This is a genomic window from Nocardia yamanashiensis, assembly GCF_021183565.1.
Taxonomy (GTDB): Bacteria; Actinomycetota; Actinomycetes; order Mycobacteriales; family Mycobacteriaceae; genus Nocardia; species Nocardia yamanashiensis.
Genome location: NZ_CP089226.1, coordinates 491,115 through 505,824 on the forward strand (window position 1 = coordinate 491,115; position 14,710 = coordinate 505,824).

At 67.1% G+C, this 14,710-nt stretch carries 14 protein-coding genes; 5 read left to right on the plus strand and 9 right to left on the minus strand.

Features of this window, described 5'->3' with window-relative positions:
• The first annotated feature begins 41 nt into the window (after positions 1-41).
• From LTV02_RS02280 to LTV02_RS02290, 3 genes are all read left to right on the plus strand, one after another.
• Positions 42-1,379, plus strand: coding sequence for a pentapeptide repeat-containing protein (locus LTV02_RS02280; RefSeq protein ID WP_233037674.1), 1,338 nt, complete (start codon positions 42-44; stop codon positions 1,377-1,379).
• 189 nt (positions 1,380-1,568) lie between these two features.
• Positions 1,569-2,318 carry a hypothetical protein gene (locus LTV02_RS02285; RefSeq protein WP_233037676.1) on the plus strand — a complete coding sequence of 250 codons (750 nt, stop codon included), beginning with the start codon at positions 1,569-1,571 and terminating at the stop codon, positions 2,316-2,318.
• A 45-nt stretch (positions 2,319-2,363) separates the two neighbouring features.
• Entirely contained in the window at positions 2,364-3,479 is a 1,116-nt protein-coding gene (locus LTV02_RS02290) for an alcohol dehydrogenase catalytic domain-containing protein (RefSeq protein WP_233037678.1), read from the plus strand.
• On the opposite strand, the gene LTV02_RS02295 is transcribed toward LTV02_RS02290, so the two are convergent.
• Positions 3,480-5,042 carry an esterase-like activity of phytase family protein gene (locus LTV02_RS02295; protein WP_233037680.1) on the minus strand — a complete coding sequence of 521 codons (1,563 nt, stop codon included), beginning with the start codon at positions 5,040-5,042 and terminating at the stop codon, positions 3,480-3,482. It lies immediately after the preceding gene.
• A 193-nt stretch (positions 5,043-5,235) separates the two neighbouring features.
• Between LTV02_RS02295 and dapB the strand changes: the two genes are divergently transcribed.
• Together dapB and LTV02_RS02305 are read left to right on the plus strand one after the other, a co-directional pair.
• Positions 5,236-5,976, plus strand: a complete 741-nt coding sequence (dapB, locus tag LTV02_RS02300) for a 4-hydroxy-tetrahydrodipicolinate reductase (RefSeq protein WP_233041449.1) — start codon at positions 5,236-5,238, stop codon at positions 5,974-5,976.
• Complete coding sequence (locus LTV02_RS02305) at positions 5,973-6,458, plus strand: hypothetical protein (protein ID WP_233037682.1); 486 nt, start codon at positions 5,973-5,975, stop codon at positions 6,456-6,458. Before dapB ends, LTV02_RS02305 begins: the two co-directional genes overlap by 4 nt.
• 120 nt (positions 6,459-6,578) lie before the next feature.
• Here the strand turns inward: LTV02_RS02305 and LTV02_RS02310 are convergent, their stop codons facing one another.
• The 8 genes from LTV02_RS02310 to LTV02_RS02345 form a co-directional block, all read right to left on the minus strand.
• Complete coding sequence (locus LTV02_RS02310) at positions 6,579-7,706, minus strand: HNH endonuclease signature motif containing protein (RefSeq protein WP_233037684.1); 1,128 nt, start codon at positions 7,704-7,706, stop codon at positions 6,579-6,581.
• Positions 7,707-7,914: 208 nt separating this feature from the next.
• Complete coding sequence (puuE, locus tag LTV02_RS02315; RefSeq protein ID WP_233037708.1) at positions 7,915-8,832, minus strand: allantoinase PuuE; 918 nt, start codon at positions 8,830-8,832, stop codon at positions 7,915-7,917.
• Between the two features lie 6 nt (positions 8,833-8,838).
• The gene (gene alc, locus LTV02_RS02320) at positions 8,839-9,861 is read right to left on the minus strand and encodes an allantoicase (RefSeq protein WP_233037710.1); all 1,023 of its coding nucleotides are present in this window, start codon (positions 9,859-9,861) and stop codon (positions 8,839-8,841) included.
• A complete protein-coding gene (locus LTV02_RS02325) occupies positions 9,858-11,072 on the minus strand; it encodes a DUF6986 family protein (protein ID WP_233037712.1) in 1,215 nt (404 codons plus the stop codon). Before LTV02_RS02325 ends, alc begins: the two co-directional genes overlap by 4 nt.
• Complete coding sequence (locus tag LTV02_RS02330) at positions 11,069-11,815, minus strand: aspartate/glutamate racemase family protein (RefSeq protein WP_067706403.1); 747 nt, start codon at positions 11,813-11,815, stop codon at positions 11,069-11,071. The genes LTV02_RS02325 and LTV02_RS02330 overlap by 4 nt, the downstream gene beginning before the upstream one ends.
• A gap of 5 nt (positions 11,816-11,820) precedes the next feature.
• The gene (locus LTV02_RS02335) at positions 11,821-13,314 is read right to left on the minus strand and encodes an NCS1 family nucleobase:cation symporter-1 (RefSeq protein ID WP_233037714.1); all 1,494 of its coding nucleotides are present in this window, start codon (positions 13,312-13,314) and stop codon (positions 11,821-11,823) included.
• Between the two features lie 90 nt (positions 13,315-13,404).
• On the minus strand, positions 13,405-14,139 hold the full coding sequence (locus LTV02_RS02340; RefSeq protein ID WP_233037716.1) for a GntR family transcriptional regulator: 735 nt from the start codon (positions 14,137-14,139) through the stop codon (positions 13,405-13,407).
• Positions 14,140-14,197: 58 nt separating this feature from the next.
• The gene (locus LTV02_RS02345) at positions 14,198-14,638 is read right to left on the minus strand and encodes a MarR family winged helix-turn-helix transcriptional regulator (protein ID WP_233037718.1); all 441 of its coding nucleotides are present in this window, start codon (positions 14,636-14,638) and stop codon (positions 14,198-14,200) included.
• Between the last annotated feature and the right edge of the window lie 72 nt (positions 14,639-14,710).

Consider the following 14,710-nt stretch of genomic DNA (forward strand, 5'->3'; position numbering starts at 1 on the left):
CATGCGATGCGCCGGCGGCGCGCTGTCGCTATCCTTCCGCTATGCGTGTGGGGAGGTTCGGCTCGACGCTGAACCGTAGGCTCGAGCGGTCGGCGCTGTTGCTGTCGGTGCTGGCGGCGGTGCTCGGTGGGTTGGTCGTCGGTTCGCTCACCTGGTGGGGGCTGTGGCGACTATTGGGCGCCCGGGCGGAAACGCCGAATCAGCTGGATCTCACCAAGATCGCGCTATGGGTGACCGCGGGTGTCGGCGGCGCGGTGGCGCTGGTGGTGGCATACCGGCGGCAGCGCGACACCGAACGCGGGCGGTTCGCGGAACTGTTCGGCGCGGCCGCCCGGCAGCTCGGCGACCCGGATGTGGCGGTGCGTGTCGCCGGGGTCTACGCCATGGCCGGTGTGGCGGACGAGTTCTCGGTGCGGTCACGGCGGCAGCAGTGCGTGGACGTGCTGTGCGGCTACCTACGCCTGCCCTATCTGCCGGAGGAGGGCGCCAGCCATCTGAGCTCCAAATCGCAGCGGGTGGAGGACTCCGGCACCGCCGTCGAACGCATCTACCACTACCGCCAGAACGACCGGCAGGTCCGCGACACCATCGTCCGGGTGATCGGCGCCAGACTCCGGCCCAGTGCCGAAATCTCCTGGTCCGGCTGTGATTTCGACTTCTCCGACGTACTGTTCGAAGACGCCGACTTCCACGAAGCCGTCTTCGCCGGCCGCGTCACCCGCTTCGCGGGCGCCCAGTTCATCGGCATCCGCGGCACCAGCTTCGAACGCACCCGGTTCCTCGGCGACCGGACTTCCTTCCAGGGCGCGGTCTTCCGCAATGCCACTACGTTCGAAGCCGCCCACTTCGCCGGCGCCCGCACCGAATTCGTCCGCACCAACTTCAACGGTGAACGCACCACCTTCGCCAACGCCAGGCTCACCGCCGACCTGACCTCGTTCGAATCCGCGCTCTTCGACGGCGAACGCATCACCTTCACCGGCGCCGAATTCCTGGGCATCCGAATCACTTTCACCGGCTCGCGCTTCTACGCCGGATCCAGTTCCTTCGACTGCGCGCACCTGGGCGCGCCCGCCCGCTGGCGTTCCGGCCGCACCTTGGAAGCCAATTTCTCCCGCGCCGACTACCACGGCAAGGTCTCCTTCGCCGATGTGGTCTTCAGCGGCCGTTCGGTGAGTTTCACCGGCAGCGACTTCTTCGGCGACATCTCCTTCCGCCGCGTCTCCTTCGACGCCCGCACGATCAGCTTCGAACGCCCGCGCGCCTGGGTCGGCATCCAATTCGACTGGGATGCCTCGCCTTCCACCAAACCCGCCAATATCGAACCGACGGCCTGGCCGCCCGTCCCCGCCGAGACCGCGCCCGAGCTGACCGGCTGATCCCTTGTGCCACTTGCGCTCCGGCATTGAAATCCGGTGCGCGGCCCGGTGTACTGATGCGGTGAAAGTGGCGACCGGTGTGGATTCCTGCGCGGCCCGCGCGCGTTCGACAGGTGGGATTCGCTCTGCTGTCGCCTTCCCCGTCTAAGGTGCAATAGCTCGCAAAGGTAACGAGGTAGGGGTTCGTCGGTGGGGTGGCAGTACGTGCACTGGGGCGTCGTCGGGGTGGCGATCGCACTGCTGATCTTGGCCGTGCTGGCGGCGGGCGGAGCCGTGCTGCGCAAGCAGCGCGTCTGGACCGTGCTGGTCACCGTGCTGGCCGTGCCGGGCTGGCTCGGGCTGGCCGGGGGACTGCTGCCCGCCGTGGAAGGCATCGCGGGCGACACGATCGCCGGCACCGCCGTCGCGCCCCCTCCGGGTCTCGTCCAAGCGGGCCTGCCGCTCCCTTCCACCAGCGCCAAACCTGCCCCTCCGGACCCGTTGTCGCTGCTCAAACCCGGCGACTGCGTCTCGGTCCCGATGGAACGCACCACCGATGCCACCGGCGCTCCCACCTGGAAGGCCAGCACCCCCGAACCCGCCGATTGCACTGCGCTGGAAGCCAATTACCGCGTCGAGCAGACCGGCCCCGACGCCTGCACCGGCAACCTCTACAAACTGGAGTCGAGCCGCAAGGACCGCAGCGGCAAGCTGGTCTACCACCTGTGCATGGCCTTCGACTGGCGCGTCGGCGTCTGCTACGACACCACGCACATGGACGAACCGTCCAAGGTCGACTGCGATACCTCCGGCCGGCACATCGTGCAGGCGACCGCGGTCCTGACCGACACCGTCGACGGCAGCCGCTGCCCGCGCGACGGCCGCGGCGCGGTCTGGGTGGTGTGGGACAAACGGCACATGACCGTGTGTTTCCGCGGCGGCGACGATCCCGGGCGCTGAAAGACGCCGAGCCCGCCCCCGGGTCGATGGAGTAGCGTCGGGCGCATGAGGATTCGTGGTGCTGTCCTGGAGCGAATCGGGGCCGAAACCCCCTTCGCCACGTCGAAGCCGATCACCGTCAGCGAACTGGACCTGGGTGAACCCGGTCCCGGCGAGCTGCTGGTCCGTATCGAAGCGGCCGGACTGTGCCATTCGGATCTGTCCGTGGTGGACGGCAATCGGGTGCGCCCCGTGCCCATGCTGCTCGGTCACGAGGCGGCCGGCATCGTCGAAGCGGTGGGGGAGGGCGACAACGATCTCGAGGTCGGCCAGCGCGTGGTGATGACGTTCCTGCCGCGCTGCGGTGAATGCGCGGGCTGTATGAGCGAAGGCCGCACCCCGTGCCTGCCGGGCAGCCTGGCCAACAATGCGGGCGAATTGCTCAGCGGCGGTAGGCGATTGCTGCGCGACGGTTCGGAGGTGCACCATCACCTGGGCGTCTCCGGGTTCGCCACGCACGCGGTGGTGGATCGCCGTTCGGTGGTCCCGGTCGACGCCGATGTCCCGCCCGACGTGGCGGCCGTGCTCGGCTGCGCGGTGCTGACCGGCGGTGGGGCGCTGCTGAATTCGGCGAAACCCGGTCCGGCCGATCGCATCATGGTGGTGGGTCTGGGCGGTGTCGGCATGGCCGCAGTAATGGTCGCCGCCGCTCTCCGCGCGGGCACCGGTCGCGAGGTCATCGCCGTCGACACCGTGCCCGAGAAGATCAAAGCCGCTCTCGAATTGGGCGCGACCTCGGCCTACACGCCCGCCGAAGTGGCCGAACAGGGCATCCTCGCCGAGGTCGTCATCGAAGCCGCGGGCAATGTGCGCGCCTTCGAAACCGCGGTGGCCGCCACCGCGCCCGGCGGCACCACCGTCACCGTCGGTCTGCCCGCCCCCGACGCCCGCGCGAGCATCTCACCGCTGGGCCTGGTGGCGCAGGGCCGGGCCATCATCGGCAGCTATCTGGGTTCGGCGGTCCCGTCGCGCGACATCCCGCAGTACGTGGAGATGTGGCGCGAGGGCCGCCTGCCCGTGGAGCGGCTGGTGTCCTCGCGAATCCGCCTGGAGGACATCAATTCCGCCATGGACGAGCTGGCCGCAGGGCATGCCCTGCGGCAGGTCATCATGTTCGACTGATCACTTCACCTGCAGCGTGACGGTCTTCGTGGCCGTCTCGGCGGGCAGCTTGGTGGTGTCGACCAGCAGGATCTCGCCGGTGTCCTGCACGCCGTTCGGCAGGGTCTTGGCCTTGAGGGTGAAGGGCGGCTGTTCGCCGTTCGCACCCTCGAGCCCGAAGTCGGAGTCGTTGGCGATGTACAGCGTCTTGCCGCCGTCCACCGTCGCGACGCCTTCGACCTTGTCGTGGCCGAAGAACTTGCCGTCGGCGTTGAGCGTCGCGAGCAGTGCGCTCAGATCGAGGTTGGACTTCTTGGTGACCGGGGTGATCCCGGCCTTCTTCAGCGCGGCCACCCCGTCGGCGGTCGGCACCGCGCCCACATAGGTCTCGAGCGGCTTACCGTCGACCAGCAGACCCTTGTCGGCGTCGTAGGTCGCGCCCGGAACCTGCGCCTGCGGGCCGATATCGGTGGCGCCGGAGATATCGATGGTCCACAGCTTCTTGTTGGACTTCGGGGCCTTGTTGCCGTCCCGCTCGTCCACCACGAACGTGGTGTTGCTCAGCGCGGTGATCTCGGAGACGGCGAGCTTCTCCTTCGGATCCTCCAGCGGATACGCGAATTCCTTGACGGCGCGGGTCTTCAGATCCACCGTCACGATGCGGGTCATCGGCACCTCACGCGCGGAGCTGACACCCGGCAGGTTCAGCCCGCTCTGCACGATGCCGACCAGCGTGCTGCCGTCCGGCGTGACCGTCAGCCCTTCCATACCCTGATTGGGGGTGCGCGCCGAGATCTCCTTCGGCAGTCCGCGACCCGGCGCGAGCCGTTCCAGCTCGGTGCCCTTGGCATCGAAATGCACCAGGAACGGGCCGTATTCGTCGGACACCCAGAAGGTGCCGTCGGCCAGCGCCACCAGGCCCTCGCTGTCGAGGCCGTGGTCGGTCGGCGGCAGCACATTGCCGTTGAGATCCTTGATGGTCTCTCCGGTCGGCGCGGAGGAGTCGACCAGCCCGTTGAACGGCTGCCCGGCCGGATTCTTCAGCGTGATGGTCGATTCCAGCACCGCCTTGTTGCCCACCAGCTTGAACTTGGCGATGGCCGGGGTGAAATCCGGTATGACGGAAAGCTTCTCGTTCTTGCCCTTGCCGTCCACGTTCGGCCCGCGGTCGGTCATGCCGTAGAACTCGTCCTTGCTGCCGGGCACCGGGGTGAAGGCCGAGCCGAACGCGCTGCCCTGCACGGTGACTCCGCCGAAGTCGCCGAGCGGCTTGATATCGGTGGTGTACAGCCGTACCGCGTCGGTGGTGGTGACTTTGATGGAATCCGCGCCGGTGTACCCGGCGGCCGGGGTGTACACCACCGAGCCGTCGGTGCGCCGGGTGATCTTCCCGTGCTCCGGATCGGCGACGGCCACCGCCGCGCTGCCGCCCGTCTTGGCCAGCAGGTCGTCCAGCGAGATCACCAGCGGCTGGTCCTTGGTCGCGGTGAAATCGGCGGAGGAATCGGAAGAGCAGGCGGACAGCACGGACGCGCACGCGGCGGCGACGGCGAGTGCGCAGGTGGTGGTACGACGAATTCTCACCAGCGATGCCTACCGCCCGGATCCGACGCTCAGCTGTCCGGCAGCTGAACAATCGCTCGCCGCACTATGAACCAGCTCACCGCGTTTGCTCGACGCCAGGTCAACGGGCTCGGACAGGGTGGCGGGGCGACCCGATAGGCTCTCGGGGTATCCGTGACGAAGTAGGTGAGGAGACCAGGTGACCACGAACCGGATCCGGGTGGGTGTGCTCGGAGCGCGCGGCAAGGTCGGGCAGGCGATCTGCGCGGGTGTCGAAGCGGCGCCGGATCTCGAACTGGTGGCCCAGGTCGACAAGGACGACTCGCTCGAGGCGTTCACCGAATCCGGCACCGAGGTCGTGGTCGACTTCACTCATCCCGATGTGGTCATGCCGAACCTGAAGTGGCTGGTGGAGAACGGCATCCACGCGGTCGTCGGCACCACCGGGTTCGACGCCGAACGCCTGGACCAGGTCCGCGGCTGGCTGGCGGCCTCGCCCGAGACCGGCGTGCTGATCGCCCCGAACTTCGCCATCGGCGCGGTGCTGTCCATGCGTTTCGCCGAGCAGGCGGCGCGCTGGTTCGAATCGGTCGAGGTCATCGAGCTGCATCACCCCAACAAGGCCGATGCCCCCTCCGGCACCGCCTACCGCACCGCCGGGATCATCGCAGCCGCTCGCGAGAAGGCCGGCGTGGGCCGCAGCCCGGACGCCACCAGCACCGAACTCGAAGGAGCGCGCGGGGCCGACGTGGACGGCGTCCGTGTCCACTCGGTGCGTCTGGCCGGTCTGGTCGCCCATCAGGAAGTCCTGTTCGGAACCCAGGGTGAGACGCTCACCATCCGCCACGACTCCATCGACCGCACCTCGTTCGTGCCCGGTGTGGTGCTCGGTGTCCGTAAGACTCCGCACCGTCCCGGCCTCACGGTCGGCATCGACGCGCTGCTGGACCTGTGAGCGCGCCCGCCGAGAACAACGGCCGCGAGGTGGCGAAGCGGGTCGGCTTCATTGCTGCCCTGGTCCTCGTGCTGGCCTTCTACTTCGTGATCCTGGGGCGGATGGCGTTCAGCCTGATCTCCGATGGGTCCATCCCCGCGGCTGTGCTCGGCGTCGGCATTCTCATTCTTCCGGCTGTCGGGATCTGGGTGGTCTACAGCAGCGTGCGGGCTGCGTTCGCTCATCAGCATCTGGCTCGGCGGATTCATGAGGAGGGGCTGGAGCTCGATATCTCCGACCTGCCTCGGCGGCCTTCTGGGCGGATCGAGAAGGCTGCTGCGGATGAGCTTTTCGAGAAGGTGAAGTTGGAGTTCGAGGCTGATCCGGAGAATTGGCGGTCGTCTTATCGGGCTGCTCGGGCTTATGACTATGCGGGGGATCGGACTCGGGCTCGGGAGATGATGAAGCGGGCTGTGGAGTTGGAGCGTCAGGAGCGGGGGTAGAGATTAAGAGATCAAAAGCCGGAAGTGTGGTTGCGTCGTGTGCCCTGCCGGGCTTTAGCTCACGCGACTTGGGAGCCTCTACCTGCGGTTTTCGACGGTAGTGGCTGCACGCATCACCTTTTAGAGATTTCCCGGTTCCGGGATTTTCCGGGTTGGTTCCGGGATTTTCCGGGTTCCGGGGATTTCCCCGTTCCGGGAATTTCGGGATCTCGGGATGAAGGGGCGGGGGTGGGAGCGTGCCAAGGCGCGTTCCATCATTTCTCCGGCGTGGTGTCGGTGATTCACCTTCGGTGTCCCGGTGGGGTCGATGTGGGCAGGGGCTATCCAACCCGTTCGTCCGGGGTAGCGTGAATCTTTCGGCATCACAACGGTTTTCCAACCGCAGGGGCCGTCATGGACCAGGGCATGACAACGATCGCAAGCCAATGTCAGGTTGTCCAGGTCGGTCTTGCCGCCTTTGGACCATTCGGTGACGTGGTGGACGGCGGTCATCGAAGCGGGAGCGTCGCACCCGGGACGGGTGCAGCCCTTCTCGGCGGCGATGAGCGCCATCCGCTGCGCGGGGCTGGCCAGACGGCGAGAACGCCCGAGGTACAACGGCATTCCCGCCGGATCCACCACGGCCAGAAATCGCGGCCCCTTCGCAGCAGCAAGCTTGACCGCCTGCGCGACCGGAACGGTACCTCCGGTAGCAGTGGTCGCCACACCGGCGACAGCTTCGAGCTGCTCCACACTCATCGTGATCACGGTGGCTACAGGCAGTCCACGGTGACTACCGAGCCCGTCCAGCGACACGCTCGAACCCAAAAGCGCCAGCAGCGCATCATGATTGCGCTGTCCGCCGGTGCGAGTGTCTCGCGCCGCGGCAGCATCGAGCACCGCCCGATCCACAGTCCCGTCGGCATCCGCGGCAGTCGGGCTTTCCGGGTCGGCCGGATTGCACATACCCGGCCGCGCGTACTTCGCCAGCACCGGTTCGAGCAGGGCACGGAGCTCGGGGACGATTTCCCCTTTGAGCGTAGACATCCCGTCGATCCGCTGCTTGCCCAGCGTCAGGTCTCGCACCCGCGCGCGATCACGTTCGCCGCTCAGCGTGCCGTCGGGATCGAGCCGCGCCAGAATGGCCTCGCCGATCTTCGGCAGATCATCAGGCGACCCGCCGGACCGAGCATGAGCGACCAGAATCTCTTCGGCCTCACCCCTGGCCCCCGCGGGCGCGGCGGCAGGAATCCGGTTGAGCACCTTCACGATTCCCCGCACCTGATCCCCCGAGATGTCCCCCTCGGCCTGCGCGGCACCACCGTCGAAGACCGCAGGTCGAGGCTCCCAAGTCGCGTGAGCTAAGGCCCGGCAGGGCAGGCGACGCAACCACACCTCCATCTTTTTTCTTTTGTCTTCGACTGCGGCCCGAAACCAGTCAAGGTTCCGGGCCGCAAGTCCTGTACTACAAGCTGTTTCAGCCAGCCGGATGCACCTTGCGCCAATGCTCGGCGATGTCGATGCGGCGGGTCAACCACACCTTCTCATGAGATTGAACGTAGTCGAGGAAACGCTCGAGAGACTTGGCGCGGGCGGGCTTCCCGACGATTCGGCAGTGGAGGCCGACCGAAAGCATTTTGGGAGAGCCGGATTCGCCTTCGGCGTAGAGGATGTCGAAGGCGTCCTTCAGGTAGGTGAAGAACTCCTCGCCGTTGGCGAACCCCGCCGGGGAGGAGAAGCGCATATCGTTGGTTTCGAGGGTGTAGGGAAGCACCAGATGGTCCCTGTCGCCTACCTTGACCCAGTACGGAAGGTCATCGGCGTAAGAGTCGGAGTCGTAGCTGAAGCCGCCGTGCTCTACAACCAATTCCCGGGTTTGCGGCGAGTCGCGACCCGTGTACCAGCCTTTCGGAGCCTCACCGAAGAGCCGGGTGATGATGCCCACCGCCTCTTCCATGTGCTTGCGCTCGGTAGCGGCGTCCACCGACTGGTAGGAGATCCAGCGGAGGCCGTGGCAGGCGATCTCATGGCCCAGACGCTTGAAGGCGGCTACGGCTTCGGGGTTTCGCTCGAGGGCTCGGGCTACGCCGAAGATGGTGAGCGGGATGTCGCGCTGTTCGAAGAGGCGCAGGACTCGCCACAGGCCGGCGCGGGAGCCGTATTCGTAGATGGATTCCATCGACATGTGGCGGTCGGGGAAGGCCGCCGCGGGGACGATGTCGGAGAGGAAGGTTTCCGAGGCCGGGTCGCCGTCGAGGACGTTGTTCTCGCCGCCTTCTTCGTAATTGAGGACGAAGTTGACGGCGATATTGGCGTCACCGGGCCAGTGCGGGTGCGGTGGGTTGGGGCCGTAGCCCACCATGTCCCGGGGGTAGGTGGGGTCGAAGTCGCTCATCGGAGATCACGCTTCCTGGGCGGCGCGCAGGCGGTCGCGGGCCGCGTCGGTGAGGGTGCCGATGACACGCAGGCGGGCCAGGCCGCCGTCGGGGTAGGCGTCGAGGCGGACCTGGACGACGGGGGCGTCGACGGAGATGCCGAAGCGGTGCCGGGTGTCCGGTTGCAGGACGGTGCGGGGGAGCAGCTCGACCTCGGTGCCGTCGGCGCGAATTCCGGTGAGGGAGGCCGCACCCGGGCTGTTGAACAGGAAGTAGGAGGTGTCGATCTCGACCATGTTCAGGACACCCTCTTCGACGAGCTGGACCAGCACCCAGTCGTTGGTGTTCTTGTTGCGGCCGCGAGCGGTTTCCCAGCCGTCACCCATGACACGGGCGCGACCGGGCATCAGGACGTTCTGCGGATGCGAGTAGAAGCGGTTCGAGCAGTCGGCGACCAGGCCGCCGTTCTCCAGCGCCGCCAGGTCGAACGGGCCCGAATCGAGCAGGCGCAGATCGGGTTTCGCCACCCCGTGCACGCGCAGCCGAGCCACGCCGCCGTCGGGGAACATGCGCAGGCGGACGTGGGTCCAGCGCTTGTCGGAATCGACGCCGAAGGGGTTCTTGGAGTCGCCTTCGACCTTGGCGCGATCGACGATGGTGGTCCAGCCGTCGAGGGCGACCAGTTCGTCGACCGACGGATACCCCTCCACCGCAATGGCTTCCACCGAAACCTCGGGCGGGTAATTGCCCTTGAACCACGCGGTGTCCACCACCACGCCCTTGATCACACCGGGCACGCCCAGCCGCACGATGGCGGTGTCGCAGTCGTCGTCGGCGGGAAACGCGCCCACCTCGCCACGGCGGCGGCGGGTCTCCCACCCGTCGTACACCTGACCCTTGTGCCCGAACGTGGCGGGCGAGTACTCCGATTCCTCGGGGCGGATCAGGTTCTCCTTCTCGGCGAAGGATTCGTCATTGGCCCACACCACCGCGCCCCCGAGGGTGCGGACGGCCAGGTCGGGAAGCAGCGTGAAATCGACGTCGCTCATAGCGCCGGAATCTTCCTTTCTCGCAATTGATGCAATACCTCGACGGTGGCTTTGGGGGCGAGGGCGGTGACCTCGTCGGATCCGAACGCACCGCAATCCAATCCGCGCAGCACCACGGTGGCGAGGGCTTGCGCGGTGGCGGGTTCGTCCATGACCGCGCCGCCCTGGCGATCCAGGTAGCGGCTGATGCGCGGCGCGGCGACGCCCAGCGCGTTGCGGAAGAAGTTGAAGGTGGCCAGCCAGCGGGTGACCAGATGCCCGGCTCCCATGTCCCAGCCCTGGTAGTAGCCGCGTTCCAGGGAGCGGGTGACGAGATGGAAGTGCCGCGAGACCGCCGCCCGCACTTCGGCTTCGGTGCCGATGGGCAGCACCTGCGTGGACCCGTCGCACACCCACACCCCGGTCTGTGCGGCGGCGGCCTGCATGACGGCCTTGGCGTGATCGGCCACCGGATGCTCCAGCGACTGGAACTGCGGCGAGATCCCGCAGGCGGCGCTGTAATCGTAAGTCCCGTAATGCAATCCGGTGCAGCGCCCGGCCGACCGGTGAATCGCCCGGGCGACCGGCGCGCTCCCGTCCGCGGCGATGATGGCCTGCGGGCTCTCGATCTGCAGCTCGAACTTCAGCGAGCCGGCGGCCAGCCCGTGCGCGGATTCCATTGCGTCACAAAGCTCGACCGCGATATCCACCTGCGAGATATGCCGGATCTTCGGCACCGTGAACACGAACCCGTCCGGCACCCCGCCCGCACCTTCGAGAACCTTCTCCAGCGTCCGCACGGCCCGCGCCCATTCGAGCGTGGTGAGCCCCTTCATCCGGATGCCCCGCGAGATCACCTCGGCCGGCAGCGCTTTCAACGCCGCTCCGGCCCGCAAAGCGTCGGCGTCCTCGACCTCGTCCCCGCGCGTCCCGTACCCGTCCTCGAAGTCGAAGCGCAGATCCTGGATCGGCCGCTCCCGCAGCACACGCAGCACCCGCCACACCACTTCGGCCCCGGCCAGCTCGCCCAGCAACTCCCGATGCGTCTCGGCGAGCTGCACCGCCGCCGCACCCCACACCGCGGGCATGTCCGGCGCGGCATCGGCACCGCTGATGTACGCGGTGTGGATCGGCTGCCCGGGCCGGTCACCCGGATAGTCCCGCGCCAGTTCCGCGTCCACGCCGGTCAGCCGAGTTCCCAACCCGGCCAGCACATCCGGTGACAATGTCACGCCCGATCCTCCTGCTCGTCGATCCCGAATCCGGTCAGCAATCCCACGTACCGTTTGGGCAGCGGAGCCGCGAACTCCCCGCGCCCGGACTTGCGCAAGCCCATGGTCACCAGCGATTGCACGGTCAGCGTGGCGGCGGCGACCCCGTCCACCACCGGCACCCCGACCTCCTCGGTCAAGTATTCGCACAGATCCGCCATGCCCGCGCACCCCAGCACGATGGCATCGGAATTGTCGGCGTGCACGGCGTCGCGGCAGGCGTCGGCGATGACCCGGCGCGCCTTGGGGTCCTCCAGTTCCAGCACCGGGATCTCGCAGGCGTGCACGCCCGCGCAGAACCGTTGCATCCCATAGCGTTCCGCCAGATCGTGCGCCCGTCCGGCGGTCCGCGCCAGGGTGGTGACCACGCTGAACGACCGCCCCAGATGGCTGGCCGCGTACATGGCCGCCTCCGCGATCCCGATGACCGGCCCGCGCGCCAGTTCCCGCGCCGCGTCCAGCCCGGGATCGCCGAAGCACGCGATCACGTATCCGTCCACGCCCGCCGCCTCGCCCGCGGCGATCTCGGCGAGCAGCCCGGGCACGGCCAGCGCCTCGTCGTAATGGCTCTCGATGGACGCAGGTCCCATGCTCGGCGTGATCCCCTCGATCAGCACCCCCGGCGCGGCGACCGATTTCGCGCATTCCTCGATCACCGCGGTCATGGCGGCGGTGGTGTTCGGGTTGATGACTCGAATTCGCATGTTCCTCACCGATTTCCGGCGACGGACAGCTTCAGCGGTCCGCGCGTGGCCAGCAGGTAGTAGCAGATCAGTCCCAGCCCGCAGCCGATGAACCAGCTGTACTGCGCGGCGGTGTACATGCCGGTCAGGGTGCCGGATGTCATGACGGGGAAGACCGCGGCGGCCGCGCCGATCACCGTGGCGAGCACGGCGGCCGGGTTGTAACCCTTGCGGTACCAGTAACTTCCGCGCTCGCTCATGGTGAACAGGTCGTCCACGATGATCTTCTGCTTGCGCACCAGGTAGTAGTCGGCGATCAGGACGCCGAACAGCGGGCCGATGAACGCGCCGAGGGTTTCCAGCGTGTAGTGGATGACGTCGGGGTTGTTGTACATGTTCCACGGCGTGATCACCACGGACCCGACGGCGGCGATCATGCCGCCCATCCGCCAGCTGATCTTCTGCGGGTTCACGTTCGAGAAGTCGAAGGCGGGCGAGATGAAGTTGGCGACGATATTGATGCCGATGGTCGCGATGGTGAAGGTCAACGCCCCCAGCACGATCGCGAAGGTGTTGTCGATGCGCGCCACCGTCTCCACCGGGTCGGTGATCAGCTCCCCGTACACCGGAATGGTCAGCGACGCCGTCACCACCACCAGCAGCGAGAACACCAGGAAGTTCACCGGCAGCCCGAGCAGATTGCCCCGCTTGACCGCGGCGAAGGACTTGCCGTAGCGGGAGAAGTCACCGAAGTTCAGCATCGGCCCGGAGAAGTACGACACCACCAGCGCGATGGCGCCCAGCATGACCGGCACCGCCGACCAGCCGCTCAGCGTGGCCTGGCCCAGGTTCAGGTCGATGCCGCTCCAGCCGGCCTTCCAGATCAGGTAGCCGCACAGCACGAACATGACCACGTACACCGCGGGCCCGCAGAAGTCGATGAATTTGCGGATCGATTCCATGCCCCGCCAGAACACCGCCGCCTGCAGCACCCACAGCAGCAGGTAGCTGGCCCAGCCCAGCGCCGACAGTCCGAGGAAGCCGTAGTCGCCGACCACCGCGTACTTGCCGAGGCTCGGGAACAGCTTGATCAGCACCACATCGAGGGCCGCCGAGGCCAGGAAGGTCTGAATGCCGTACCAGGCCACCGCGATCAGGCCGCGGATGATGGCGGGCACGTTCGCGCCGAGCACGCCGAACGAGCTGCGGCACATGACCGGATACGGAACTCCGGTCACCTGCGACGGCTTGGCGACGAGATTGCACAGCCCGTACACGATGGTGATGCCCACGACCAGGGCGATGAGCACCTGCCAGGAGTGCAGGCCGAGCGCGAAGAGACTGCCCGCGGTTACATACCCGCCGACGCTGTGCACGTCGGACATCCAGAACGCGAAGATGTTGTAGGTGCCCCAGGTCTGCTTGCGCAGCGGGGCCAGGTCTTCGTTCGTGAGCCGGGGATCGTAATCCGGCGCGTTGGTCGCCGGCAGCGCTGCCGACGGCGCAACGGTTTCGGTCATCTCGCACATCCGATCTCGTCGGGTCCCGGTCATCGGAACCACAGGTGTGCGCGACGCTATCGAGTCGGTATTGCCCGGATATTGCTGAAACTATATATCTTTTACATCGTCAGGTTCCGCAAAAAGTCCGGTATCGGTAGGTAGGCGCGACACTACTCCGTTCAGCCGCAGGTGGTGCTCATCGGTTGCCAGCAGCAGCGCTTCGGCGTCGCGGGCGAGGAAGGCGGCCAGCTGTTTGGAGTGGTCGGCGTGCAGCACGATGCGGTCCGCGGTGCTGGCGTGCACCATCGGCTGCACGGGTTCGGTGATGTTCCAGGCGTATTCGAGCATGTGCACCACGCGCGCCATCCCGGATGGGCGCACCAGCGCCAGATGGAAGTTGCGGGTCTCGCGGTGATAGGCGAGCGCGTTCTCGGTCAGGATGGCCTGTTCGAGTAGCGCGTGGGTCTCGCGCGCGAGGTCGTGATCGGCCGCGGTGGCCCGGTCGACGGCGGCGGCGAGGGCCGCTGATTCGAGGCGTTCCCGGACCACGTACAGCTCCCGCAGCTCGCGCGTGGTCAGCAGAGTGACCTGGTATCCGAGATTGGGCTTGTGCTCGACCAGCCCCTCGCCGATCAGTGTCTGCAACGACTCGCGCACGGGGATGGCGCTCACCCCGAAACTGCGGGCCAGCTCGCCCAGCGGCATACCGGTCCCGGGCGGCAGATTGCCTTCCATGATCAGTCGCCGCAGCTCGTTGAGGATTTCCGCCTGGTGGTAGCCGCGCCGGGCGTCCAGGGGCGGGGTCAGCGCGGGCAGGCGGGGGAGCCGGGGTCGAGAAGGCACGTGCACACGGTAGCTGTTCGCGGCGCGGGCGCAATGGGTATCCAGACCGCCGGGTTCGTTACGGTCCGGCCTCGTCCGGTTCGTAGCCGAGGGCCTTGAGCGAAAGCCGGTGCAGGGTGGCGCGTTCCGCCGGGGTCAGGCGGTGCAGTAGCCGATCGGTGGTCTCGGCGAGCTGCGCGTCGGTCTGCTCCCGCAGCCGGTTCCCGGCCGCGGTGATGACCAGGAAATTCCGCCGCCGGTCCGCGGGATCGCGCTGCCGGGTGACCAGGCCGGCCTTCTCCAGGCTGTCGACCAGGCGCACCACTTCGCTGCGATCGATCTCCATGGCATCGGCCATGGCCTGCTGGGAGATCTCGCCCTCGTCGGCGAGATAGGTCAGCACCCAGTGTTCGCGCAGGTTGGAGTCGACTTCGTTGTGCACCTTCTTGTGCAGCTTGCCGAGCGCGTAGGTGGGAAAACGCAGCAGGCCCCGGGGGTGGTACTCGCGGTCCTCGATCACCTGTTGATTCTACCTATTGTTGAGCTACTCAATCATTGTTAAGCTCAGCAATTGTAGTGCTCAACAACAACT

What these genes read in the sequence shown, in the direction of transcription:
- LTV02_RS02280 (WP_233037674.1), top strand. Translation starts at nt 42, where the DNA reads ATGCGTGTGGGGAGGTTCGGCTCGACGCTGAACCGTAGGCTCGAGCGG.
- LTV02_RS02290 (WP_233037678.1), top strand. Translation starts at nt 2,364, where the DNA reads ATGAGGATTCGTGGTGCTGTCCTGGAGCGAATCGGGGCCGAAACCCCC.
- puuE (WP_233037708.1), bottom strand. Translation starts at nt 8,832, where the DNA reads ATGAGCGACTTCGACCCCACCTACCCCCGGGACATGGTGGGCTACGGC.
- alc (WP_233037710.1), bottom strand. Translation starts at nt 9,861, where the DNA reads ATGAGCGACGTCGATTTCACGCTGCTTCCCGACCTGGCCGTCCGCACC.
- LTV02_RS02330 (WP_067706403.1), bottom strand. Translation starts at nt 11,815, where the DNA reads ATGCGAATTCGAGTCATCAACCCGAACACCACCGCCGCCATGACCGCG.
- LTV02_RS02335 (WP_233037714.1), bottom strand. Translation starts at nt 13,314, where the DNA reads ATGACCGAAACCGTTGCGCCGTCGGCAGCGCTGCCGGCGACCAACGCG.